Origin of the sequence: Vibrio coralliilyticus ATCC BAA-450 (assembly GCF_000176135.1) — a bacterium.
GTDB lineage: Bacteria > Pseudomonadota > Gammaproteobacteria > Enterobacterales > Vibrionaceae > Vibrio > Vibrio coralliilyticus.
In genome coordinates this window covers 517921-539839 of record NZ_ACZN01000018.1, presented here as the reverse complement: position 1 = coordinate 539839, position 21919 = coordinate 517921, and the positions used below count along the sequence as shown (strand labels likewise).

Genomic DNA, 21919 nt, shown 5'->3' with positions numbered 1-21919 from the left:
AACATGTTACTGATTAATGAAAGCCATATTCTCGATGTTGAGCAAGGTTATATTCACAGTCAGGGAAGTAATGTTCGTCATCCGATAGGAATCAATGAGATTGCGCTACTGAACTATATGATCGAGCGCACTGGTGAAACACTGACAAAGCACGAATTGATGCATGAAGTGTGGCTAAAGCGTGGCATCGTAGTAGAGAGCAGTAGTTTATTGCACTGTATCTCCAACTGTCGCCGAGCGCTGGAAGATCGCGCTGGTGAAATCATCCGCACGGTTCGTGGTACTGGCTATGAATTTGTGGGTCGGGTAGATGCCTATCAGCCAGCAAACGAAGTCGAGCAAGTTGAAGCAGTCGTTCCTGAGGTGGTGGAAATACCTGTCCCTCAGGAACCCAAAGAGACGCTACGCAGTCGTTTGGTGAAGTACCGCTCCCAGCTTGTTGCAACTGGATTATTTGTTATCGGCGCAGTCGCCAGCTACTCAATCATCGAAAATTCGAGCTCACCATTGGCTTATGCATCTTTTGAGCAGCAAGAGTTTGCCTCTTGCTGGTTTACGCCGGAAAACAACGGAGCGAAGGTGCATTACCAGAACTCGACTTTATACGATTTTGGCGAACTAACGTTATTAGTGGACGGCCAAGGTCGCTCTTTGAGTTTCAGTTCAAATAGTGGAGTCATCAGTTGTGAATAAGTTATTAGCCATTGTTCCGCTTATTGCGGGCGTTGCTGTCGGGGCTGCGGTTTCGTACATTGATGACAACCAGCTTAACCGTCATATGATCAGCCACACAGTAGCACATGTGTCATCCACTGATCCGGATGATGATTTTGCTACCACGCTACCAATGAGAATTGAACTGACTCTTAAAGAGAACAGCAGCTACGACGTTTACGCGGTATTGCCTAAAAGTCGTGTTGGATATACCGGTTCAGGCCGATACGAGCTTGATAGTGATGGTGTGTTTTTTGCGATGGAAGAACATCAACCGCTAGATATAGAACCGTTACGTAAGGGTATTATCGAGCAACTGTTCGTCAGACCTGGTTCCTTTGACGGTCACATGAAAGTGGCCAAGTTGGGTGAAAACAATGCGGCACTTGTGGGGCATAAAGTCATATTGCATATGACATACTAAATCGGCGTTAATCGCAGACAAAAACGGCAACTTGTTAAGTTGCCGTTTCTTTAACTTGAAGAAGTGCTGGTGGAGAACCGATAAACGATGATACCGGGTTTGCTTTTCAGATATTCCAGCATTGGCGTGTCGACGACTTTACCTTCGATAGAGGAGGCATGGCGGAAAATGGGTTTGTCACCATTTTCGACGAAGATACCTGTATGAGAGACGTCTAGTCCGCGTTTATGGCTGTATATACCGATTAAGTCACCGCTTTTCAGTTCTTTAATTAAAGAATCATCGACAAATTCTCGTGGGATAAAACTGATGTTCTTGTCTTTAATCGGAACAGAAGGGATCCAACGTTCACCTTCAGGTGTTTTTTGATTAATGTGCTTAACGGTCGTGACCGCTCGACTATCAAGATTAAGCGTAATGTCTTGAACATTAAATGGGCTGTTTTCCAACCAATCAGAAAAGAAATGGCGGCGCATGAGAAAGTCTACGTTACCGTATAAGTAGCGCGCTAGCTTAAGATTCTTATCGAACTGGCCGAAGGAGTCGGAAAAGGCGAGGGAAGTAACGTAGTCGAGCAGAGTAAAGCAATCGACGTGGTTGAAGTTTTTAACCAGCACTTCTTTATCTGAATTGATGGAAGTAAGCGTATTTGCTTCATAGTCGACTCCGATAAACATACCGGAGGTTTGAACGATGCGATCAGGTGTGCTGAGTTGGTTGTCGTTCTGAATCGTTGTCAGAATCTCTTGTTCATCTACGAGTTTGTCCTTCTCCATTCGCAAGTAACTGGAGAAAAGGTTGCCACCGGCAATGGTGGTGGCAGTAATTGACAACACTACGAGGGCTTTTTTCATACAATCATCCTTGTGTAGCCTCTTGCTTTTATGAGTTTTGACGTTGTTTCCTAACTCAAACCTACCTGACCGCAAAGCTAATTAATAAATGAAATAACCTTAAAAATCGTAACTAAGACTCATCGTCGAGTAGATTTCATCATTAGATTGATCGTCAGCGACGGTGGTGTTGTAGATGTATTCCACATCGAAAACCAGCGCCAAACTGCCCATCAGGATGTTCTTTACGTATGCTTTGGTGTTGTAGTGAGTATTCTCTTCACCGTGTGCTACGTCCATAACTGCGCCAACAGAAAATGTTTCTGAAAACGATACAGAGCCATCCAATGTTGAGGTCGCAATGACTTCGTAGTTGCGTAGGGAGGGGAATTCACTATCGGTTGGTTGACGTTCAGAGATTCGGTAACCCGGACCGAGTGACACAGACAGTTTGGCTGTATCGGTATTATGCAAATAGAAACCGAGGCCACTCATTAAGACCCATTGTTTGCGATACGTGCCGTATAGGTCGTTCTCAAAACGAGTAGCAGCTCTTAAGAAGCTGGTTTCAGTATAGTCATAGGTTGACCCAGCATTAATAGTGTAGCGGTTGGCACCATCGTCGGCGTTGTCGGCGTCCGTATAGTAGCTTTCAAAACCACCTTTGTGTTCCCATTGGTCTTTGCTATAGCCTAAAATCAACGCGGTATTGTAAGACAGCGATGAACTGGTGTTTTCGGTGTAGATAAAGCCCAATTTTGTCTGAGCCGAAAAAGGGTCTTGAGGAAGTGTCTCTTCTTCCTCTGCGTGTGCTGCACTCGTAGCCAGAGCGACAGCCAGAGCAATCATTGATTTTGTTTTCATTTGAATAAAGCGGACTTTGTACAATGTTTGCTCATTATGTTTGCATGTCCGCAAATGTTAACTGAATCATCATAAATCATGATTGACTTAGCTTTAGCCTTCTCAAATGTTGTCAAAGGAAGTTCGTTGGTGTTCTGGACAGTATTGTTACTGAGTCAAGAAGATTGAATGAAGTTTAATGAAGCGCTTTAGCTGAAATTGAAAATAGAAAAGCAGGCAAAAATGCCTGCTTTGTTTGTAGTGTTTTGCTGAGAGTTTGTTAGTGAGTGGTTTTCATCGATAGAATGGCTTTTAGCCCGCCCATCGAACTGCGATCTAACGTTAACTTACCCCGATAACTGTGGGCCATTTCACTGACAATATTCAAGCCTAGCCCTGTGCCCGGAGTTGTCTCATCTAAACGTACACCACGTTTAATAACTTGTTTGAGCTTCTCTTCGGGGATGCCTTGGCCGTCATCTTCAATGATGATGTCGATGGTTTCGGCGTCTTCGCTATTGGCAGTAGCATGAACACGGATGATGCTGTCAGACCATTTATAAGCATTTTCCAAAATATTACCGACCATTTCGTCAAGGTCAGTTTCTTCGACTGCAGTGACCAAGTCAGAGTCGAGCTCGTTGATCAGTGTGATATCGCGTTCCGCATAGACTTTATCAAAAGCCATAGAGATTGCATCAACACGCTCAGACGGGCAGGATTTCACAGAAAGGATGTTCTTAGAACCCGCCATTCGGGCGCGGCCTAAGTGGTAATCTATCTGGCTTTGAATTTGATCGAGCGAAGGTTGCAGTTGTTGCTTGGTTTGTTGGTCTTGGTTGGCAATTTCATTCTTTAACACAGAAAGAGGAGTCTTTAGTGCATGAGACAAATTACCCGCATGGTGACGAGCACGTTCTAACAGCTCCTGATAGTGGAAAACAAGAGCATTCAAATCCGATACGACAGGCGCGACTTCGCGTGGATAATCTTCTTCGAGCTGGGTCTTCTTACCTGAACGAAGTTGAGAGAGCTCTTTGTGCATCTTGGACAATGGGCTCAGAGACCACTGTACCTGAATAACAATGAGTGTCAGGACGCCAAGGTAAAGTAGCGCAAGTATGACCCAAAGTTGGCCCATCAAGCTTCGTACTGTATCTTCTATCGGTTGCTCGTCAATACCAATAGTGACTTCGATAGGGCCATCGTAATCAGGGTAATAGAGTGTCGATTCGATATAGATGAGTTTTTCATCTCGCGCACCCAACAGATCATGATCGCCTTTTTTGGTCAGTGCTTTGTCCCAGAGAGAACGAGAACGTAGTAAATCTTTATCCGTTTTGGCGGACCAGTATAGGCCACTGTAGGGGCGGTTGAAGCGCGGGTCCGAAAGGGGAGTGCCGATGGTCACATTGCCTTTCTCGTCCGCTTCAATTGTCGCGGCAATCTCGTCCATGTAAGTTGCCAATTGTGCCTTGGCATCATCTTCCATGTAGACGTACACCTGAGAAGGGACCATGACACCGGCGGCGATGATCATCGCGGTCAGCCAAACAACCGCCGCCAGAACGAGGCGGCTTTTAAGGCTGAGCTTTTTAAGTAAATGCGCTTTTTTATTCGGCATTAAGCTGGTATCCCAGTCCTCGGACGGTTTTGATCACTTTAGGTGCGATTTTCTTGCGTATACGCCCGATAAATACTTCGATGGTGTTGGAGTCGCGGTCAAAGTCTTGCTTGTAGATGTGTTCTACCAACTCGGTTCGCGAGATTACCTTTTCTGGGTTATGCATGAAGTAAGCAACGACTTTATATTCTAGTGCGGTTAGGTCAATTGCTTGGCCTTGCCACATGACTTTAGAAGAGCGGGTGTCTAAGCTTAGGCTTCCCACTTGCATCACAGGAGACGCGTTACCTGATGCGCGGCGAAGCTGGGCGCGAATTCGTGCGATCAGTTCAACCATTTCGAACGGTTTGGTCTGGTAGTCGTCTGCACCTGCATTAAGGCCTTCAACGCGTTGAGTCAGGGTATCACGCGCGCTCAGAATAATGACGGGCGTGTTGATGTTTTCATCTCGGATACCTTTTAGGACGGTCAAACCATCAAGCTTTGGCAGGCCAAGGTCGAGTACAATAGCATCCCATTCTCGGACGTCGCACGATAGAGTGCATCAATGCCATCTGCTGACAGTTCAGGTACCCAACCATTCTGTTCAAGGGCTTCTATGATTTGTTCCCCAAGGCGAGGTTCATCTTCCACTACAAGTATTTTCATGACGTTCTTCTTCTAATTCTTAAGGGCTTGTTTGAAATTGCGACCTTTGATGAGCATCATTTCCAGCGTTCTGGCGTTGTACTCAACTTTGATGATGTTGTTGTTGTAATTTAACTTTAGTTCGTAAATCCAAATATCATCGTCTTCTTCAAGTTCGACTTTGATAATGCGTCCGTGAAGGTCTTGTTCCACCGCAGCGTAAAGATCGGAGAATGGGCGAATATAGCCTTTACGAACAGCGTCGTAGACCTCGTCCTGGTCTTCTTCAAATTCAATTTCTGTCCCTGCTTTATGGACATCCTGCACCAGAGCATGACCATCTTTATCATCGTGTCTGTCAGCGTAGGTAGGGTAAGCAAGCACCATACAAAACGTGACAGCAAGGGAGCAAATTAACTGCTTATGAAACATAGCGTTACCTTCTCGGAAATTCTATGACTCAGTATAATGAATCTTTTCTGAATACAAAGTGAATATTAAGAGTGAGCGGATAGTGTGCTTAGGGTCTGTTGACCTTTTGAGCTGATTTTTGCAGCAGTTTGTGGGTTCTTTATACAAGGCAGAGGATTTGAAATGTAGTTGCCCTACCTGATAAGCCGATAACGCAGTAGAAAGGAACCACAAACGCTGCCCAGAGGGTTCGGCTAAAAGCGTTTTACTCTTTGTTGAGAGGTGTTTTGCTTAGGTCACTAGGCGACAAACCTCTCGCCGCGACTAAAATGCTTTTATCTCGAACAAAATTTAACCGCAAAAGGTCAACAGACCCTAGTTGGTTAGCTCATCCTCAAAAATTTTGTCACGCATTTTCCAGAATCGCCCTGCTTTACGCGCGATCACGAACTGAGGTGGCCTAAAACGATGCTGATTATTGACCACCTTGGTCGGAGAAGCATCGTTAAACGGACGATGTTTGTCAGCGAGATGAGGCCGAACAAACATATCTTTGAATGTCTGCTTCTGTTTCTTGGTCGTTAAAGACCAGAATTCGTGCACCTGAGCTTGGTTTTCCCCCACATAAGAGACCTTGAGGCTACTTTTGCCTTTGTCATCTTTGTGAACACTCAAATCCATCGACAGGCACTCGAATACCAAGGCGTCTTTTAAGTTTAACGCCTCTTTAAGCTTCTTGTCGGGATCCACTAAGGTGGCATCGCATTCGTGACAAATTCGCGCAGCAATGTCATTGTCTGCGCCGCATTCCCCGCAGTATTTGGCGCGGAAACGATAATTACAATGCTCTCGTTCACCAGTCTCTTCGTCTTCGAAAAAGCCCTGACATTTTCGACCGTAATGCTCAATTAAGAAGCCATTGTTATCCAGCTTTCCCCAGAAGTTGTTGTTGAAGCCACAAGCCGGGCAGGGGATGGTAATGATTTCGCTGTCGGAGTCAGGTTTGGCATCACCCACTTCAGGCTGATAGAGATCGTAGCTGTTACCCGCATAATCCAATACCAGACACTCTTCTTTGCCCGGAGAAAGACGCAGCCCTCGTCCAACGATCTGTTGATACAAGCTGATTGATTCTGTTGGTCGCAAAATTGCTATCAGGTCGACATGAGGGGCATCAAATCCTGTGGTTAACACAGAGACATTAACCAAGTACTTAATTTTGCGGTCTTTAAAATCTTGGATGATAGTGTCGCGTTCAGGTGTTGGGGTGTCGCCAATCACAAGAGCAGTTTGACCTTCTGGGAGCAAACCATAAATTTCTTGAGCATGTCTAACCGTTGCGGCGAAAACCATGATGCCTTGTTTGTCTTTAGCAAGATGAATGATTTGCTCGACAATTTGAGGCGTCGCCCGTTTGGCCTTGTCAATCACCATGTCCAGCTCCGCCTCTTTATAGCGACCTGTGGTTGCGGGTTTGAGCTGTGAGAAGTCATAGCTCAGTACGGGGGCGTCCATCATGCGAGCAGGGGTGAGGAACTTTTCATCAAGCAAGTAACGAATAGGTAGCTCGAAAATGCAGTCTCGAAAGAATCTTGGTTCCTCTGTTCTGACTAGGCCGCGCGTGTGATATTGGTAAATCCAACCCATGCCAAGCCGATAAGGCGTGGCGGTTAAGCCGAGCACTTTGATGCCTGGATTCAGCTCTCGAAGATGAGAAATCACTTTCTGGTAGCTAGTGTTTTTGTTATCCGGAACGCGGTGGCACTCGTCAATTACAAGTAGCGAGAATTGGTTTTTGAAGTCATCGAGATTTCTGACCACAGACTGCACTGACGCAAACACCACTTGCTGGTCGGTTTCCTTACGGCCTAAACCCGCAGAATAGATTGATCCTTTGAGATCGTACCCCTCGTACTTAGCGTGGTTTTGTTCCACCAGCTCTTTGACGTGCGCCATGACCAATACCCGACCTTTAGCCAATCTGGCGAGTTCAGCAATAACCAGACTTTTTCCTGCTCCAGTTGGTAGTACAAGGACTGCTGGGCTGGAGTGTTTGCGGAAATAGTGAATAACGGCTTTCACCGAGTCAGCTTGGTAGGGGCGAAGTGTATACATAAAATGTGTGAAATAGCTCAACTATTTAGTCTAGTGGCTCTATAATACCTCACCTGATTGAGATGAGGTATTCATGCGTTTAGATAAATACTTGTGTGATGCACTGGGTGCGACACGTAAAGAAGCAACAAAAATCATTAAAAGTGGTGACGTCACCGTTAACGATATCGTGCAGAAAAGTGGTGCGGTGAAAGTGACGGACGACTGTATTGTCGAATGGCAAGGACGTGAGATTCAGAAACCGGGTCCTCGTTACATCATGCTGTTTAAACCCGATGGTTTTGTCTGTTCGCATGAAGATGGATTTAATCAAACAGCCTTTATGTTACTCGACGAAGTGAAGATGGAAGATCTTCATTTCGCAGGGCGCTTAGATGTAGATACAACGGGTCTAGTGTTGATCACCGATGATGGTCAGTGGTCACACCGTATTACGTCGCCGAAACACAAATGTGAAAAAACTTATCGCGTTTGGCTGGTTGACCCGATTGAGGCTGATTACGTTGCACAGTTTGAGCAGGGCATTGAGCTTCGCAATGAAAAGGCGGCCACTTTGCCAGCGAAACTGGAAATCGTTGATGAAGAAGAAAAAGAAGTACTGCTGACCATCACTGAGGGTAAATACCATCAGGTGAAACGCATGTTTGCCGCACTGGGCAACAAGGTGGAGCACCTACACCGTGAACGTATCGGCAATATCGTTCTGGATGACGAGCTGGAACCAGGCGAATATCGCTATCTGACGCAAGAAGAAATTGAATCAGTCTGGAACTAATCATCTAAATTGGAAATAGTTTAGTTCCAATTAGGAACTAGTCTTTTATAGAGATATCGCTCAATATAGATCGGCTACAGACTCGTGGATGCGAGTCTCTCTTTTCTGTTTGGTTGCAGCACGGAAGCTGCATATCTAACGCAACCGAGTAGGAGATTTATGTCTGATACTGCATTAGAGCAAACCAAAGCACCCCAAATCACTTTTCTTCTTTTTCTTGTTCTGGGTGCCATCGGCGCATTGACGCCACTAGCCATCGATATGTACTTGCCAGCGATGCCGACCATCGCCCGTGATCTGGGTGTTGCAGACGGGGCAGTGCAAATTACCTTAACCGCGTATACCGCAGGTTTTGCCATTGGTCAGTTGATCCATGGTCCACTCGCTGACAGTTATGGCCGTAGGCCCGTTCTGATCTTAGGCGTTTTGTTTTTTGGTCTTGCTTCCGTCGTCAGCGCAACTACGACCGGCATTGAGGCGTTGACTTGGGTACGCACAGCTCAAGGTTTTGCGGGCGCAGCAGCGGCTGTCATCATTCAGGCTGTGGTTCGCGATATGTTTGATCGAGAGGATTTTTCTCGCGCAATGTCGTTTGTGACCTTAGTTATTACGATTGCTCCTTTGATAGCTCCTATGATTGGGGGCTATATTGCAGTTTGGTTTGGCTGGCGCGCGATTTTCTGGATTCTGGCCGCGTTTGCTGCGGTGGTGATCGCTTTGGTTTTCTGGAAAATTCCAGAAACGTTGAGCGAAGAGAACAAACAGCCCCTTCGCTTTGGTACGACGATACGTAACTATTTCCGCCTGTGTAAGAATTCAGTCGCTATGGGCTTGATTTTATCTGGCGCATTTTCTTTTGCTGGTATGTTTGCCTTTCTGACCGCAGGTTCGTTCGTCTACATTGATATTTATGGTGTACAGCCGAATCACTTTGGTTATTTGTTTGCGTTAAACATCGTCGCGATGATCATTATGACCATGATTAATGGCCGTCTGGTGAAGAAGGTCGGCTCCCATGCCATGCTCAGATTTGCTCTGTTGGTTCAACTTGTCGCTGGATTAGGGTTATTTGTTGGTTGGATGCTTGACCTAGGGCTGTGGGGCACTGTACCTTTCGTGGTCCTTTTCATTGGTACCTTGTCGACAATTGGTAGTAACACCATGGGCTTATTGCTCAGTGGATACCCAGCGATGGCAGGTACGGCTTCTTCTCTGGCAGGAACGCTGCGTTTTGGCACGGGTTCTGTGATTGGCGTTGTCGTCGCTATGTTGCCTGATGGGGCGACTTGGCCAATGATTACTGTTATGACGGCGTGTTCAATTCTGTCCGCCGCATTTTACTGGATATTTGGAAGAAAGGCGTAATGTCTCAGTACACTGTTGAAATACAAAACTTGGTCAATACTGCTCTAGAAGAATTGGCCGCCGATCATAAATCAGGTAAAGCCGTGGATGCACCTGTGGCAAACAATCATTATCTGGTGCGTTGGGTAACCCGTGCTCTCAAGTCACAGCGTTTTCATCGCTGTGTGGTTGATGATCTCATTCGTTGGCAAAAAGCGGGGCGCTCGAAAGGTAACGAAGCCGGGTTGATGTTCACATTCCAGCGTATTTCTAAGTTCTACGCTGAGTTTTTCCCTCAAGGGGAAGCGGAGCGAGTGATTAAAGACAGTGAAATTAATGCATTTCTCGACCAGATGGAAGAAGGTGGTTGGGAAGTGTCAACGTCAGAGCCGCTTCTTAACTGCGGTAAAGTTCAGATTTTTACTGAAGGCCCAAACTCTTTCGCACTATGTACCAACCAATGTGACGACTGTTTTGACGGGGAAACTCTTATTAAACCTATGAGTTGGTTTGTTCGTGGTAACCACGCGCAGTTTGTTGAAAAAGCATCAGCCGCAGGATTCATGCTACATAAGATTACCGACTACAAATCAAACGTTAAGTACCATGGGGAGTATCTGGTTTATCCAGGCAACCAAGGAAATCATTTAGCTGAGATTCCAATTGGATATCAAGTTTAGCTTGCAGTGTTTATTTTATTTGAAAAGAGCTTCCATTAAGGACGCTCTTTTGCTTTTCGGACAATGGCTTTCACCATGCCTTTAAAGATAAATAGATGTGCAGGCATCATGGCGAACCAGTAAAGTAAGCCTCTTAAACCTTGCGGGTGCCACCACGCTTTGACCGTCAGTTTGCGTTTGCTGCCCAAGTCTTCCAATGAAAACTCCAAGCGCCCTAGGCCGGGGCCTTTCATACCAAACAGCAGGGACAGAAATTGCTCTTTTTCGCAGCGAATCACTTTCCAAGAGTCTATATAATCACCCACTTGCAGCTCTGGCCCGGGAGGAGAGCGCCGCACAGGTCGCCCTCCGCCAAAAAATAGATCGAGCCATTCCCTTGCACGCCACATTGGGTTAGCAAAAAAGTAACCCTCTTTCCTGCTGCCAATTTGTTTGACTATTTCCCACAGTTGTTCTGAACTTAATTCCGTTTCTATACTGGCACCTGTTTGTTTTGGGTAATAGCCATAGCCAGCTTGCCAGCGCTTTAGAGCTGCAGGGTCGAACCCCCAGACTTCGCTGCGAACAAAATGACCTTCTTCGTCGATGCTCTTTCTGACCATTTGTTCGTAGCTGACAAGTGCTTGAGGGTAGCGTTGGCGAATGTCGTCGGAGTTGGCAACAAAATCGTGCTCTAAGCCAGATAGCAGAGCAGCCCCAATACTGGCAGGAACAGAAGTAACAATACCCAACCAGCGCGATGCGAGTTGAGGCGTTAATAATGATGTTGACCAGAGCTTGATGGGCTTTCGAATTACAGTGCTGATGGTCTCGAATTGCTCACGATAACTGAGAGTATCCGGTCCTCCCACTTCGTATAGCGCATGACTGCTAGGGGATTCCTCAATAAGCGACAACAAATAGTGGTTGAGGTTTTCCAGCGCGATAGGGTTGGCTTTCGAGTCTACCCATTTCGGAGTGACGAGTAGAGGCATGTTGTAGACAAAGTCTCTCATGATCTCAAAAGCCGCTGAGCCGGGGCCTATGATGACCCCCGCTCGTAGCTCAGTGACGGGTATTCCCGCTTTGCGAATAATGTCGCCCGTCATTCGGCGCGCTTTAAGGTGTTCTGAATTGCCAGTCTGAGGTTGAATTGCGCTGAGATAGATGACGTGTTTAGTATGACTGCTCTTTTTTAGTGCCGATTTGAAATTTTCGGCAAGGGATATTTCATACTCAAGGAAGTCATGGCCGTGCGCCATTCCGTGAACCAAGAAATAGACGACTTCATATTCTGGAACAATGCGCTGTGTTGTCTCTTGGTCAGCGAGATCGAGATAAATCAATTCAAGGTTAGGGTGGGGGGTGACTCGGGCTTTCAAATACTCGATTTGCCGAGCTGCTGCCGTTACCTGATAGCCTTTGCTACACAGTTGAAGCAGCAATTGCGAACCTACATAGCCGGATGCGCCCAGTACTAGCACTTTTTTCATCTCGACCCCTTATTAATAATATGGTTTATGCGCAAGGCTGATCATATAATAAACGGTATATTTTTTCCCTTCCTATCATAGTGTTGTCGTTTGAGGTGAGTAATTGAGCACGGTCTCACAGATTCTATTCCATACGCGCGGTGAGTTTTTGCGACGAATGATCGCTATCGCTTTACCTATTACGTTGCAAAGTATCATGTTCTCTAGTCGTGGTTTAGTGGACGTGTTAATGCTTGGCCAATTAGGTGAAGCAGAAATTGCAGCAGTGGGCGTTGCGGCCAGAGCAACCTTTGTTACAACGATTATGCTGGTAGGCGTGACGACAGGCGGAGCGCTGCTTACAGCCCAATATTGGGGTGCAGCTGACCGTCAGGGCGTCAAAGAAAGTACTGCCCTGACTTGGTTGGTATCAATGATTTTTGCTGTGTTTACCGTAGCGATTTTTGTTTTGTTTCCAAGTGAAATTATGGCTCTGACCACTGAATCTCAGGAAGTCAATCAGTTAGGTAGTCAGTACTTGGTGATTACAGCAGTGACAATGTTTGCTGTCGCGTGCGTTGCCAGCATGTCTGTTGGTCTCCGCTCGATGCACAAACCCGGTATCAGTACCTTTTTTAGTGGTATTGGTATTGTGTCCAATATTTTTCTTAACTGGGTACTTATCTTCGGTAAGCTGGGTTTTCCCGCGATGGGGATCAAAGGTGCCGCAATCGCCACAGTGCTAAGTGGAGCGATTGAAGTTGCAACACTATTTGGCTACATCTACGCAAAAAATCACTTGCTGGCTTTCGGAGCTAAAGATCTTAAAGCGGTAATCCAATGGAAAAGGGTTGTACGTTTTTTGAAACTTTCTTTACCCACCACGTTTAACTTTCTCGCTTGGGCTGGTGGGTTGTTTGCCTATCACGCGATCATGGGGCAGTCCGGAGTTCAGGGATTGGCTGCGCTGTCGGTCATGTCGCCGGTTGAATCGATCGCTTTGGCACTGTTGATCGGAATGTCCAATGCCGCTGCTGTGCTAGTGGGTAACCAGATTGGCGCCAAGAATTATGAGGCAGTCTATTATCAGGCGATTGGCATGACCATACTGAGCTTGATTGTAGGCATTGTTGTCGCTCTGATTTTGTACTTATGTCAGGGACTTGTTCTTGATGCTTTTAGTGCATTGACTGATGAGACTCGTGCTTTGGCTGAGAAGTTCATGGTTATTCTGTGCTTTGGCATTATTTTACGCTCAATTCCTATGATGGTGATCGTCGGTGTACTAAGAGCTGGCGGTGATGTGAAGTTCTGCCTCTATCAAGACTTGATTGCTCAGTGGCTGATTGGTATACCGCTCGCCGCGTTCGCGGCCATTGGCCTAGGATGGGAGCCTGAGTGGGTTTTCCTACTATTTTTGACCGAGGAAGTCATTAAATGGGGCGGTTCGCTTTATAGGATGAAAACACAGCGTTGGATGAAAAATTTGATCGAAAATTAGACATGAATCGTCCAGGAGGTGTGTTTAGATGCATATCTTGTGATCTAGTATCCAAAATACTTCCTCCCAGCGTGGTTTTAGTGTAGATTCACAGTCCAATTTTGAACGATTGCGAGACTTTTAATGCTTCAGCTAACAGACCTATGTAAAGGCTATGTAGATGGTGGTGAATTTCACCCTGTCTTGCAAGGTGCTGAGTTGTCATTAGAACAAGGTGAGCAAGTCGCTCTGATGGGTGAAAGTGGTTCAGGAAAGAGTACGTTACTGAATTTGATCGCGGGGTTGGATACTGTCGATTCTGGCGAAATTTGGTTTCCGAATTTCTCTATGCATGAAATTGCCGAAACCAAACGTACTGCATATCGTCGTAACAACATTGGCCTTATCTTTCAGCAATTTAACTTACTTCCAACACTCAACGTCGCTGATAATATTCGTTTTTGTCGCCAGCTTAAGGGGCTCCCTGAAGACAAGGGACTGTGGCGTCAAATCCTCTCTGCATTAGATCTAATGCCATTGCTGGGTCGTTACCCTGAAGAAGTCTCAGGTGGCCAGCAGCAACGAGCAGCTATCGCCCGTGCGCTTTACATGGAGCCCAAAATCCTCCTTGCCGATGAACCAACCGGCAGCCTTGATGAGCGAAATGCCGAAGCAGTGATGCGCCTTCTTACTACGTTGACTCGCCAGCTAGAGTGTACATTATTACTGGTGACACACAGTGAGCGGGTAGCGGAACACATGGAAGGTCGAGTGCGTCTTCAAGGAGGGCAGCTTCATGTTATGGCCCGTAGTTAAAGCACTACTCGGCCATTACAGACGCTACCCTTTTCAAATCCTTCTTGTCTGGCTCGGTCTTACGTTAGGTGTGTCACTTTTAGTGGGTGTGACCTCTATTAACGATCATGCGAGGCAAAGCTACGAACACGGTGAAAAACTTTTTTCTAATCCTCTTCCTTACCGTATTCGCCCTAAACACATCACCAATAAGATCCCTCAGGGCTTCTATGTCCAACTCCGTCGCGATGGGTTCAACCAGTGCGCACCATTTGAAAGCCTACGAGTAAACATGGCCAATGGGACGGATCTGATGCTAGTTGGTGTTGATCCCGTGGCTATGTTGCAATTCAGGCCCGCGACGATTCTGAAAGATTTCTCTTCTCTGCAATTAATGAACAGCCCATATCCGATTTTGGTCAGTTCCGATCTCGCCGCACATATGAAATGGCAGGACAATGACTTTATCCCGCTCAGTGATGGCAGTAAATTAGGGCCGATTGTTGTTGATACCCAAGACCGATTGAACGGTACTCGGATTATCGCCGATATTTCATTGCTTAGAATGTTAGAGCGTAGTTCCGGAATTTCAGTCATTGCCTGCGGTGAAATGCCTCCGGAAAAACTAGCACGTCTCAAAGAGTACTTACCCAACGGCATGAGCATTATGCGTAATTCACGTGCTGAGCTTGAATCACTGACGCAAGCCTTCCACATGAACTTAAGCGCTATGGGGATGCTGGCGTTTCTCGTTGGTCTATTTATCTTCTACCAAGCGATGTCACTTTCGTTGACTCAAAGGCAGCCGTTAGTCGGTGCGATGCGTCAAACCGGCGTTTCTGGTTGGCAACTGGCTAAGGCACTCTGTTTAGAGCTTTTGGTGTTGATCACGATCAGCTGGTTGTGTGGTAACGTGCTCGGCATTTTGCTTGCTAATCAGCTTATTCCTGCTGTTTCGGCCAGTTTGGGCGACCTTTATGACGCGAATGTTGGCTTGTTGATCTCGTGGAGCTGGAAATCCAGTATATACAGCCTATACATGACGATCATTGGTGCTTTTGTTGCTTGTGCTTGGCCTTTGGTACGTTTGTTGCGTTCACAGCCGATTCGATTAACAGCACGTTTATCTTTAGTTCGTTTTGCGGGCACTGAGTTTACGATCCAAGCCTTGCTAGCTTGCGCGTTGTGTGTGGCAGCAATCGCCATTTATCAGGCGCCGCAAACACAGGAATCTGGCTTTGCGATCGTCGCTTTGATGCTTCTGAGTGTCGCGTTGTTTACACCGTTCCTAATCTGGAAGGTATTCGATAGTCTTTCCTATTCGCTTAAATGGGTGAAGACACGCTGGTTCTTCGCTGACGCGGCAGCCAGCATGAGCTACCGAGGTGTAGCGACCATGGCGTTTATGTTGGCAATGGCAGCCAACATTGGTGTTGAAACCATGGTTGGTAGCTTCCGTGATACAACCGACAAATGGCTGAGCCAACGTTTAGCCGCTGATTTGTACATTTACCCGAATAATAGTGCAGCGGCTCGCATGAGTGGTTGGTTGTCTAAGCAGCCTGAAGTCGATTCTGTTTGGTGGCGTTGGGAAAAAGAGGTTAACTCTAATAAAGGAGTTCTTCAGGTTGTCAGTACAGGTGCCTCAGAAGGGGAGTTGGACTCCTTAACTGTCAAGCTGGGCATTCCTAACTACTGGTATCACTTACATCACTCTAAAGGTGTGATGATCAGTGAATCGATGGCACTGAAACTAGGTATTCGCCCGGGCGACTCTATCGATTTATCTGGCAAGCTTGGTAAAGGCTGGCAGGTGGTTGGTGTCTACTACGATTATGGTAACCCCTATAATCAAGTTCTGCTTTCACACCGTAATTGGCTGTATGCCTTCGCTGGCGGAGGTACGGTTGCTTTAGGCGCTGTATTGAAAGATGGCGTTAATTCTGTTGGTCTTAAAAGGCGAATGGAGTCGGTGTTCCGTTTGAATTCGGAAAGGATTTTCGACAATAGCCATATTCATAAGCAGGCGATGAGGGTGTTTGACCGGACCTTCTCAATAGCCGATACACTCGGCAATATCACCTTGATCATCGCAGTATTTGGTATTTTCTTTGCCACGGTCGCTGGTGAGGTATCACGTCAACGTCATGTCTCGTTGCTGCGTTGCCTAGGGATGTCTGGTAAAGAATTGGTTGTTATGGGTGGTCTACAACTGTTTGTCTTCGGGGCAATATCGATTCTAATTGCGTTACCGCTTGGCTTGGCTCTGGCTAATTTAGTGGTTGATATCGTCATTAAGCAGTCTTTCGGATGGACACTTGAGCTTCAGTTAATCCCTGAAGAATATCTTCACACCAGTTTGATGGCGATGGGCTCGCTGATGCTGGCTGGTGCTTTGCCAGTATTGAGGATGATTCGAAACACACCAATGAAATCACTAAGGGACGCATTGTAAAATGAGGAAGTCCATTCAAGCGAAAACCCTTGTGAGAGCTTTGCTATTGCTCATAGTAGTAGGTGTGCTCGTTTGGGCTGCTTATCTCAGATACTACGTTATGCCTCAGACGGCGAAAAACAGCTCGGTGAATCACGTGATGCAGTCAGAGCCGACTCAGGTGTTTGAACCCGTCCTGCCCAATAACCCGGTTAAGATTCCAGTGGATTTTCGATTCCATAATGAATATCAGCATGAGTGGTGGCATTTCTTCGCGAATGTGAAAGATCAAAATGGTGAAGAATATGGTATCCAATGGAGCTACTTTCGAGTCTCAATGGATGATAGAGACGGAATTGGATGGCAAAGCCCTCAACTCTATATCTCTCACGTGGTGGTCTCCAATAAAGATGAGGTCTGGAAAGAACAGCGGCTCGCGAGAGGTGGAATCGGTCAGGCAGGTATGACGAATCGACCGTTTCGTATTTGGATTGATAACTGGTTTTGGCGTTCGCTTGGCAAAACGCCATTCCCAGGGCAACTAAGTGCTGCAAGCGATAGCTTTAATGTCCAGCTTCAAACTATGGCTCACGGCCCTTATGTATTACCGGGCGACAAAGGGTACGTCGAAAAACACGATTTACTGCCAATTGCTTCCTATAACCTCACCAATCCGTTTCTGAAAGTGAAAGGGATGCTTCAACTGGGTTCGCGCAAGTTGATTCCTGTCGAGGGGGAAGCTTGGATGAGTAAAGAATGGGGCAGTGGATTGATGGCAGAGGGCCAAAAGGGCTGGGACTGGTTTGTACTCCATCTAGATAATGAGACCACACTCTCCATCAGTCGCTATCGGCATGCCCAACAGTTGCCATATCTGTTTGGTACCTTGTCCCGTAAAGATGGTAAGGCAGTGAAACTGTCAGCCGAGGATATGTCGATTGAACCCCATGAATCTACGTTGTTCAATAATGGCAAACATATCCCGTTGCAATGGGATATCAAAATCCCTGAGTACGATATTAACCTTACAACTCAAGTGCTTAACCAGGAGCTTTGGTTGCCATTTGTTGTTCCGTATTGGGAAGGGCCTGTTCAAACTTCGGGTAGCCATCAAGCGAAAGGTTTCATGCAGTTGACAGGTTACTAAATTAAAAAAGCGGTGCTAAGTGACTAAAAACGCAGTTTCTCATTTAATGAGAAACTGCGTTTTTGTTTGTGTTGGTAATTCTCTGAATTTACCTATACTTACGTAAGGAATAAACGTTGCATTAGAATTTTTATATCGAAAATTCCGAAGTTAAACATCCAAACAAGCGATTTTTCCTTAAGATTCGATATATATAAACTCAACTCTATTCTTTGTTAATCGTTTATTAACATAATAAATATAAGGACGATATCATGAGTGATATTATTCGCGATTTCTTCAAAATGGAGTCAGCAGGGGGGATTCTTCTAGTAATCGCTGCTGCAATCGCAATGACCATTGCCAACACGCCACTGAACGAATCTTATCAGGCAATATTGCATTCTTATGTGTTTGGCATGTCTGTATCTCACTGGATTAATGACGGCCTAATGGCTGTATTCTTCCTTCTCATCGGTTTAGAAGTAAAACGTGAACTTCTAGAAGGCGCGCTTAAATCCCGCGAAACTGCTATTTTCCCTGCTATTGCTGCTGTTGGTGGTATGTTAGCGCCGGCATTGGTTTATGTCGCATTCAACTACAGCAACGCTGAGGCAATTCAAGGCTGGGCGATTCCCGCTGCTACAGACATCGCATTTGCACTTGGTATTATGGCGTTGCTAGGTAAGCGTGTCCCTGTCAGCCTGAAAGTATTCCTACTTGCGCTGGCAATCATTGATGACTTGGGTGTTGTTGTCATTATCGCTTTGTTCTACACAGGAGACCTGTCGACTTCAGCTTTAGCCGTCGGATTTGCCATGACCGCAGCCTTGTTCATTCTCAACTCGAAGAAGGTCACCAAGTTGCTCCCCTATATGATAGTAGGTGCGATACTCTGGTTCGCTGTTCTGAAATCGGGAGTGCACGCAACACTAGCTGGTGTAGTGATAGGTTTTGCGATTCCTCTTAAAGGAAACAAAGGTGAGGGTTCTCCGCTGAAGCACATGGAACATGCGCTGCACCCATACGTTGCTTTTGGTATTCTTCCAGTGTTTGCGTTTGCCAACGCAGGTATCTCTCTTGAGGGAATCTCGATGGAAGGGCTGACTTCGATGCTACCACTGGGTATTGCATTAGGGTTGTTGGTCGGTAAGCCTCTAGGTATCTTCAGCTTTAGCTGGGTTGCGGTTAAGTCAGGTGTAGCCAAATTGCCAGAAGGGATAACGTTCAGACATATTTTCGCAGTCTCAGTGTTGTGTGGTATCGGTTTCACCATGTCGATTTTCATCTCTTCGTTGGCCTTTGGTCCGGTTAAGGCTGAGTTTGATACCTATGCGAGACTGGGCATCCTGATGGGCTCGACGACAGCTGCGATTATAGGATACGTGTTACTGCACATTTCTTTACCAAAAAAGACAATGCTGGCAGATAAGCCAGCGACCGAAGCAAACCACTGAGTTTAAGACAAACAAAACAAAGCCCCGATGTGAAAACATCGGGGCTTTTTCTATTGGCTAGATTATCGGTCTATGGCAGAAAATATGGTCCACTCTTCAACGACCGTCTCTGTTAAGCCGACGACCGTTGCAGTTACTCTTCGATTTAACGCGTGGTCCGTTTCCTCTTCACCAGTCGATTCCAAATGGGTTGCCCCAAAGCCTACGATAGTCACTCTCTCAGGGTTTATGCCATATGAGAGTAGCAGCTCCTCTACAGCGACTGCCCGTTTCTTTGAGAGTTCTACATTGTAATCCGAGTTACCTGTTTTGCTAGCATAGCCTTGGATTTCAATTGAAGCGGAGCGGTACCTATCCATGAAATCAGCCATTGCGCTGATTTGATCGGAAAACACTGGGCTTACATCATAAGAATCATTGGCAAACAGAATCCTGAGTTGCCGCTCTTCTTCTTTGGTGACTTCCAAGCTACAGCCATCATTATCGATTTGAGCACCTATTGGTGTATCTGGACAGAGGTCTCGCGCATTGACGACACCATCCCGATCATCATCGGTTAAATCAGAAATTTGCTCGGCATCCGGCGTTTGAATGTATTCGTACTGATCATCATAAGCGAGGACCGGAAAAGCCAATGAAGCGCCTAAAAATGGTAAAGAACAAAGGATTGTGCGTTTCATAATCAGTACTCCACCTTTTCAGTCCACTCTTTAGGGATATCAACAAGCAAAGCGTTCAGTAAATTTCCGGTCGCATTCATGACTCTATATTTGGCGTATTGCTCTGAATAATGGGCGTCTAAATAATCTTTACGCGCTTCGAAAAGTTCATTCTCCGTATTGAGGAGGTCAAGTAAGGTTCTCTGCCCGATACGGTATTGCTTTTCGTAGGCAATGACCGTCGCAGACGCTGAGTCAACGTGGTCGGCGAGAAAGTTTTTTTGTTGTAATGTTAGGTCAAGTGCACTCCAAGATAAACGTAGGCTCTCTTCCACTTGGCGGTAGGAGTTATCTCTCAGGTCTTTGGCCTTGTTGAGCTGGTACGCGGCCCTCTCGGACAAATCACTATCAGACCCACCGTTAAACAAGTTGTATCTTAGCCTTAACATTGCCAGAGACTCGTTGCTACTACCTACATCCCCCCCAGCATCGTCTCGCCAAGTCTGGCTAGCTTCTACAGATAAAGTAGGGTAGTAGTTGCCTTTTGACTGTTTGTATTGATAACGGGCGGAGTCGACATCGGCTTTAGATACTTGTATGACTGGGTGTCTTTCAAAGGCAATACTGATGGCGTCTTCTAAGGTGATAGGAAGTTTGGATTCATCCGCCCTCGGATATATCAGTCCAAGAGGTTGCTGTCCTACAAGGCGCCGAAACTGTGTGTGGGTGTCAATGAGGTTGTTTTGAGCTGCCAGGAGGTTACCGTGTGCTTTAGCCAACCTTGCTTCTACCTGAGATACGTCAGCTGTGGAGCCTATTCCGGATTCTGCACGTCTTTTAATATCCCGATATATATCTTTGTGTACGGCTAGGTTGTTCTCGGATAGCGTCAGCACTTCAGTGGCTTTGATCGACTCTAGGTATATATTGGTCACTTGAAGAGCGATATCAGACGCATCAGCTAAAAGTTGTAGTCTAATAGATTCAGCTTCTGCAGCGGTTCTACTCATGTCATTTAAAGTGGCATTTCCATCCCAAAGCAATTGAGTCAGGCTCAATGTGGCTTCTTTTCTGGTTAGGTCTGTATCGTCTTGCGCGGTTGAATCCGCAGGATTGATACCTTCATAGCCAATACCAGCATCTAAATCTAATGATGGCAGGTATGCGCCTTCGGAAGCGTCTGCTTGTTTTACCGCACTTCTGTACTCGTTGAATGAACTCTTAATTTCTGGGTTGTTCGCCAACGTGAGAGCGACGGCTTGTTCAAGTGTTTGTCCAACAGCATAGCCGTGGCAAACGGCGAGCAGAGCAACGATTGGTGCAAACTTGATGGTAGACACATCGTCCTCCTTATTGAAAGGCATTCATGGAATATCGATAGATTATTAAAATCGTAGTACATGAAGACTCAACACGGAGAAATTATTGTTAATTTAGTACTATAAGGCGAGTTTTGATACTTGAACTTTAACTGAATATGGTGAGTTGTAACGTTCATTTGGTCAGTACTATGTATTGCTACTAATATTTATGTTGATAGTAGTAATTGCAAGAGAAGGTGAGCTATGGGATTCAGTGCGCTCGCTTTAATCGCTTTGGCAAACACCACTGTGGTTATCGATATCAACGGACAAGTTCGTGAACTATTGCCCGGGGAGATACCCAACCCCGGAGAAGTTATCGTCATTATGGGAAGCGGAGCAACCGTCTATACTGACGTAGAAGCACTGCAAGTTGAAGATGATGGTACGACTGTTCCCATCGCTATTAGTGATGAACTTAAACCTCTCATTGATGCGATTGATCAGGGAATCGATCCGTCAAAAATCGAAATACTGTCTCCAGCTGCTGGCTATGAAAGTTCCAAAAAACCTATTAATGATAATGATGATAATTAGAAGGAGTTTTACACAAGTTGGGATTTGACGTGCTCGAATTCAAAAAATGTTGCGAACCGTTTTCATTTTGTGATAACTTCGCGCGCAATCTCGGAGGTGAGTCGCAAAAAGACATTCTGGGGGATACGCGTAGTGAGCATTCAGGCTGAGTGAACACTCCGTAGGGTAGGTATCGGCAAGTCCTTTTGTCGATAGACGGGATACTGTTGTCGCTGTAGCGGCATGTTTA

General features: G+C 46.1%; 19 protein-coding genes and 1 pseudogene. 11 read left to right on the top strand and 9 right to left on the bottom strand.

Features of this window, described 5'->3' with window-relative positions; translation table 11 throughout:
- Positions 1–3: 3 nt before the first annotated feature.
- Positions 4–693, top strand: coding sequence for a winged helix-turn-helix domain-containing protein (locus VIC_RS21810; protein WP_006962529.1), 690 nt, complete (start codon positions 4–6; stop codon positions 691–693).
- Entirely contained in the window at positions 686–1138 is a 453-nt protein-coding gene (locus tag VIC_RS21805; protein WP_006962528.1) for a hypothetical protein, read from the top strand. Before VIC_RS21810 ends, VIC_RS21805 begins: the two co-directional genes overlap by 8 nt.
- A 50-nt stretch (positions 1139–1188) precedes the next feature.
- On the opposite strand, the gene VIC_RS21800 is transcribed toward VIC_RS21805, so the two are convergent.
- The 6 genes and pseudogenes from VIC_RS21800 to VIC_RS21775 all read right to left on the bottom strand — a co-directional run bounded on the left by VIC_RS21800 (position 1189) and on the right by VIC_RS21775 (position 7591).
- The gene (locus VIC_RS21800; protein ID WP_006962527.1) at positions 1189–1992 is read right to left on the bottom strand and encodes an N-acetylmuramoyl-L-alanine amidase-like domain-containing protein; all 804 of its coding nucleotides are present in this window, start codon (positions 1990–1992) and stop codon (positions 1189–1191) included.
- Between the two features lie 99 nt (positions 1993–2091).
- Positions 2092–2835, bottom strand: coding sequence for a DUF481 domain-containing protein (locus VIC_RS21795; RefSeq protein WP_031342848.1), 744 nt, complete (start codon positions 2833–2835; stop codon positions 2092–2094).
- A gap of 259 nt (positions 2836–3094) precedes the next feature.
- Positions 3095–4438: an ATP-binding protein gene (locus VIC_RS21790; protein WP_006962525.1), complete on the bottom strand. Its 1344-nt coding sequence runs from the start codon at positions 4436–4438 to the stop codon at positions 3095–3097.
- Positions 4428–5086 (bottom strand): annotated as a pseudogene (locus VIC_RS21785) (response regulator transcription factor). Before VIC_RS21785 ends, VIC_RS21790 begins: the two are co-directional and overlap by 11 nt.
- Before the next feature lie 12 nt (positions 5087–5098).
- Positions 5099–5452: a PepSY domain-containing protein gene (locus VIC_RS21780; RefSeq protein WP_413788339.1), complete on the bottom strand. Its 354-nt coding sequence runs from the start codon at positions 5450–5452 to the stop codon at positions 5099–5101.
- Between the two features lie 399 nt (positions 5453–5851).
- Positions 5852–7591 (bottom strand): DEAD/DEAH box helicase, encoded by a 1740-nt coding sequence (locus tag VIC_RS21775; RefSeq protein WP_006962521.1) that lies wholly within the window; start codon positions 7589–7591, stop codon positions 5852–5854.
- 73 nt (positions 7592–7664) lie between these two features.
- On the opposite strand from VIC_RS21775, the gene rsuA reads away from it, so the two are divergent.
- From rsuA to VIC_RS21760, 3 genes are all read left to right on the top strand, one after another.
- A complete protein-coding gene (gene rsuA, locus VIC_RS21770) occupies positions 7665–8366 on the top strand; it encodes a 16S rRNA pseudouridine(516) synthase RsuA (RefSeq protein WP_006962520.1) in 702 nt (233 codons plus the stop codon).
- Positions 8367–8525: 159 nt separating this feature from the next.
- Positions 8526–9731: a Bcr/CflA family multidrug efflux MFS transporter gene (locus tag VIC_RS21765; RefSeq protein WP_006962519.1), complete on the top strand. Its 1206-nt coding sequence runs from the start codon at positions 8526–8528 to the stop codon at positions 9729–9731.
- Positions 9731–10390, top strand: a complete 660-nt coding sequence (locus VIC_RS21760) for a DUF2913 family protein (protein WP_006962518.1) — start codon at positions 9731–9733, stop codon at positions 10388–10390. Before VIC_RS21765 ends, VIC_RS21760 begins: the two co-directional genes overlap by 1 nt.
- A gap of 35 nt (positions 10391–10425) precedes the next feature.
- Here VIC_RS21760 and VIC_RS27310 read toward each other — a convergent pair whose 3' ends face one another.
- Positions 10426–11862 (bottom strand): DUF2867 domain-containing protein, encoded by a 1437-nt coding sequence (locus VIC_RS27310; RefSeq protein WP_006962517.1) that lies wholly within the window; start codon positions 11860–11862, stop codon positions 10426–10428.
- Between the two features lie 103 nt (positions 11863–11965).
- Between VIC_RS27310 and VIC_RS21750 the strand changes: the two genes are divergently transcribed.
- The 5 genes from VIC_RS21750 (at position 11966) to nhaA (ending at position 19133) form a co-directional block, all read left to right on the top strand.
- Entirely contained in the window at positions 11966–13342 is a 1377-nt protein-coding gene (locus VIC_RS21750; protein WP_039952497.1) for an MATE family efflux transporter, read from the top strand.
- A gap of 123 nt (positions 13343–13465) precedes the next feature.
- Positions 13466–14137, top strand: a complete 672-nt coding sequence (locus tag VIC_RS21745; RefSeq protein ID WP_006962515.1) for an ABC transporter ATP-binding protein — start codon at positions 13466–13468, stop codon at positions 14135–14137.
- Positions 14118–16571: an ABC transporter permease gene (locus VIC_RS21740; RefSeq protein ID WP_006962514.1), complete on the top strand. Its 2454-nt coding sequence runs from the start codon at positions 14118–14120 to the stop codon at positions 16569–16571. The genes VIC_RS21745 and VIC_RS21740 overlap by 20 nt, the downstream gene beginning before the upstream one ends.
- A 1-nt stretch (position 16572) precedes the next feature.
- Positions 16573–17697, top strand: coding sequence for a lipocalin-like domain-containing protein (locus tag VIC_RS21735; protein WP_039952496.1), 1125 nt, complete (start codon positions 16573–16575; stop codon positions 17695–17697).
- Between the two features lie 254 nt (positions 17698–17951).
- On the top strand, positions 17952–19133 hold the full coding sequence (gene nhaA, locus VIC_RS21730) for a Na+/H+ antiporter NhaA (RefSeq protein WP_006962511.1): 1182 nt from the start codon (positions 17952–17954) through the stop codon (positions 19131–19133).
- A gap of 62 nt (positions 19134–19195) precedes the next feature.
- On the opposite strand, the gene VIC_RS21725 is transcribed toward nhaA, so the two are convergent.
- Entirely contained in the window at positions 19196–19813 is a 618-nt protein-coding gene (locus VIC_RS21725) for an OmpA family protein (protein WP_006962509.1), read from the bottom strand.
- Between the two features lie 2 nt (positions 19814–19815).
- Positions 19816–21132: a TolC family outer membrane protein gene (locus tag VIC_RS21720; protein ID WP_006962507.1), complete on the bottom strand. Its 1317-nt coding sequence runs from the start codon at positions 21130–21132 to the stop codon at positions 19816–19818.
- Positions 21133–21357: 225 nt separating this feature from the next.
- Here VIC_RS21720 and VIC_RS21715 point away from each other — a divergent pair, with 225 nt between their 5' ends.
- Positions 21358–21690, top strand: coding sequence for a hypothetical protein (locus tag VIC_RS21715; RefSeq protein WP_006962505.1), 333 nt, complete (start codon positions 21358–21360; stop codon positions 21688–21690).
- Positions 21691–21919 lie beyond the last annotated feature (229 nt).

Bases quoted from the DNA above. Each gene is read 5' to 3' on its own strand.
- VIC_RS21810 (WP_006962529.1), top strand. From the start codon at position 4: ATGTTACTGATTAATGAAAGCCATATTCTCGATGTTGAGCAAGGTTAT.
- VIC_RS21800 (WP_006962527.1), bottom strand. From the start codon at position 1,992: ATGAAAAAAGCCCTCGTAGTGTTGTCAATTACTGCCACCACCATTGCC.
- VIC_RS21795 (WP_031342848.1), bottom strand. From the start codon at position 2,835: ATGAAAACAAAATCAATGATTGCTCTGGCTGTCGCTCTGGCTACGAGT.
- VIC_RS21790 (WP_006962525.1), bottom strand. From the start codon at position 4,438: ATGCCGAATAAAAAAGCGCATTTACTTAAAAAGCTCAGCCTTAAAAGC.
- VIC_RS21780 (WP_413788339.1), bottom strand. From the start codon at position 5,452: ATGGTGCTTGCTTACCCTACCTACGCTGACAGACACGATGATAAAGAT.
- VIC_RS21775 (WP_006962521.1), bottom strand. From the start codon at position 7,591: ATGTATACACTTCGCCCCTACCAAGCTGACTCGGTGAAAGCCGTTATT.
- rsuA (WP_006962520.1), top strand. From the start codon at position 7,665: ATGCGTTTAGATAAATACTTGTGTGATGCACTGGGTGCGACACGTAAA.
- VIC_RS21765 (WP_006962519.1), top strand. From the start codon at position 8,526: ATGTCTGATACTGCATTAGAGCAAACCAAAGCACCCCAAATCACTTTT.
- VIC_RS21760 (WP_006962518.1), top strand. From the start codon at position 9,731: ATGTCTCAGTACACTGTTGAAATACAAAACTTGGTCAATACTGCTCTA.
- VIC_RS27310 (WP_006962517.1), bottom strand. From the start codon at position 11,862: ATGAAAAAAGTGCTAGTACTGGGCGCATCCGGCTATGTAGGTTCGCAA.
- VIC_RS21745 (WP_006962515.1), top strand. From the start codon at position 13,466: ATGCTTCAGCTAACAGACCTATGTAAAGGCTATGTAGATGGTGGTGAA.
- VIC_RS21740 (WP_006962514.1), top strand. From the start codon at position 14,118: ATGTTATGGCCCGTAGTTAAAGCACTACTCGGCCATTACAGACGCTAC.
- VIC_RS21735 (WP_039952496.1), top strand. From the start codon at position 16,573: ATGAGGAAGTCCATTCAAGCGAAAACCCTTGTGAGAGCTTTGCTATTG.
- nhaA (WP_006962511.1), top strand. From the start codon at position 17,952: ATGAGTGATATTATTCGCGATTTCTTCAAAATGGAGTCAGCAGGGGGG.
- VIC_RS21725 (WP_006962509.1), bottom strand. From the start codon at position 19,813: ATGAAACGCACAATCCTTTGTTCTTTACCATTTTTAGGCGCTTCATTG.
- VIC_RS21715 (WP_006962505.1), top strand. From the start codon at position 21,358: ATGGGATTCAGTGCGCTCGCTTTAATCGCTTTGGCAAACACCACTGTG.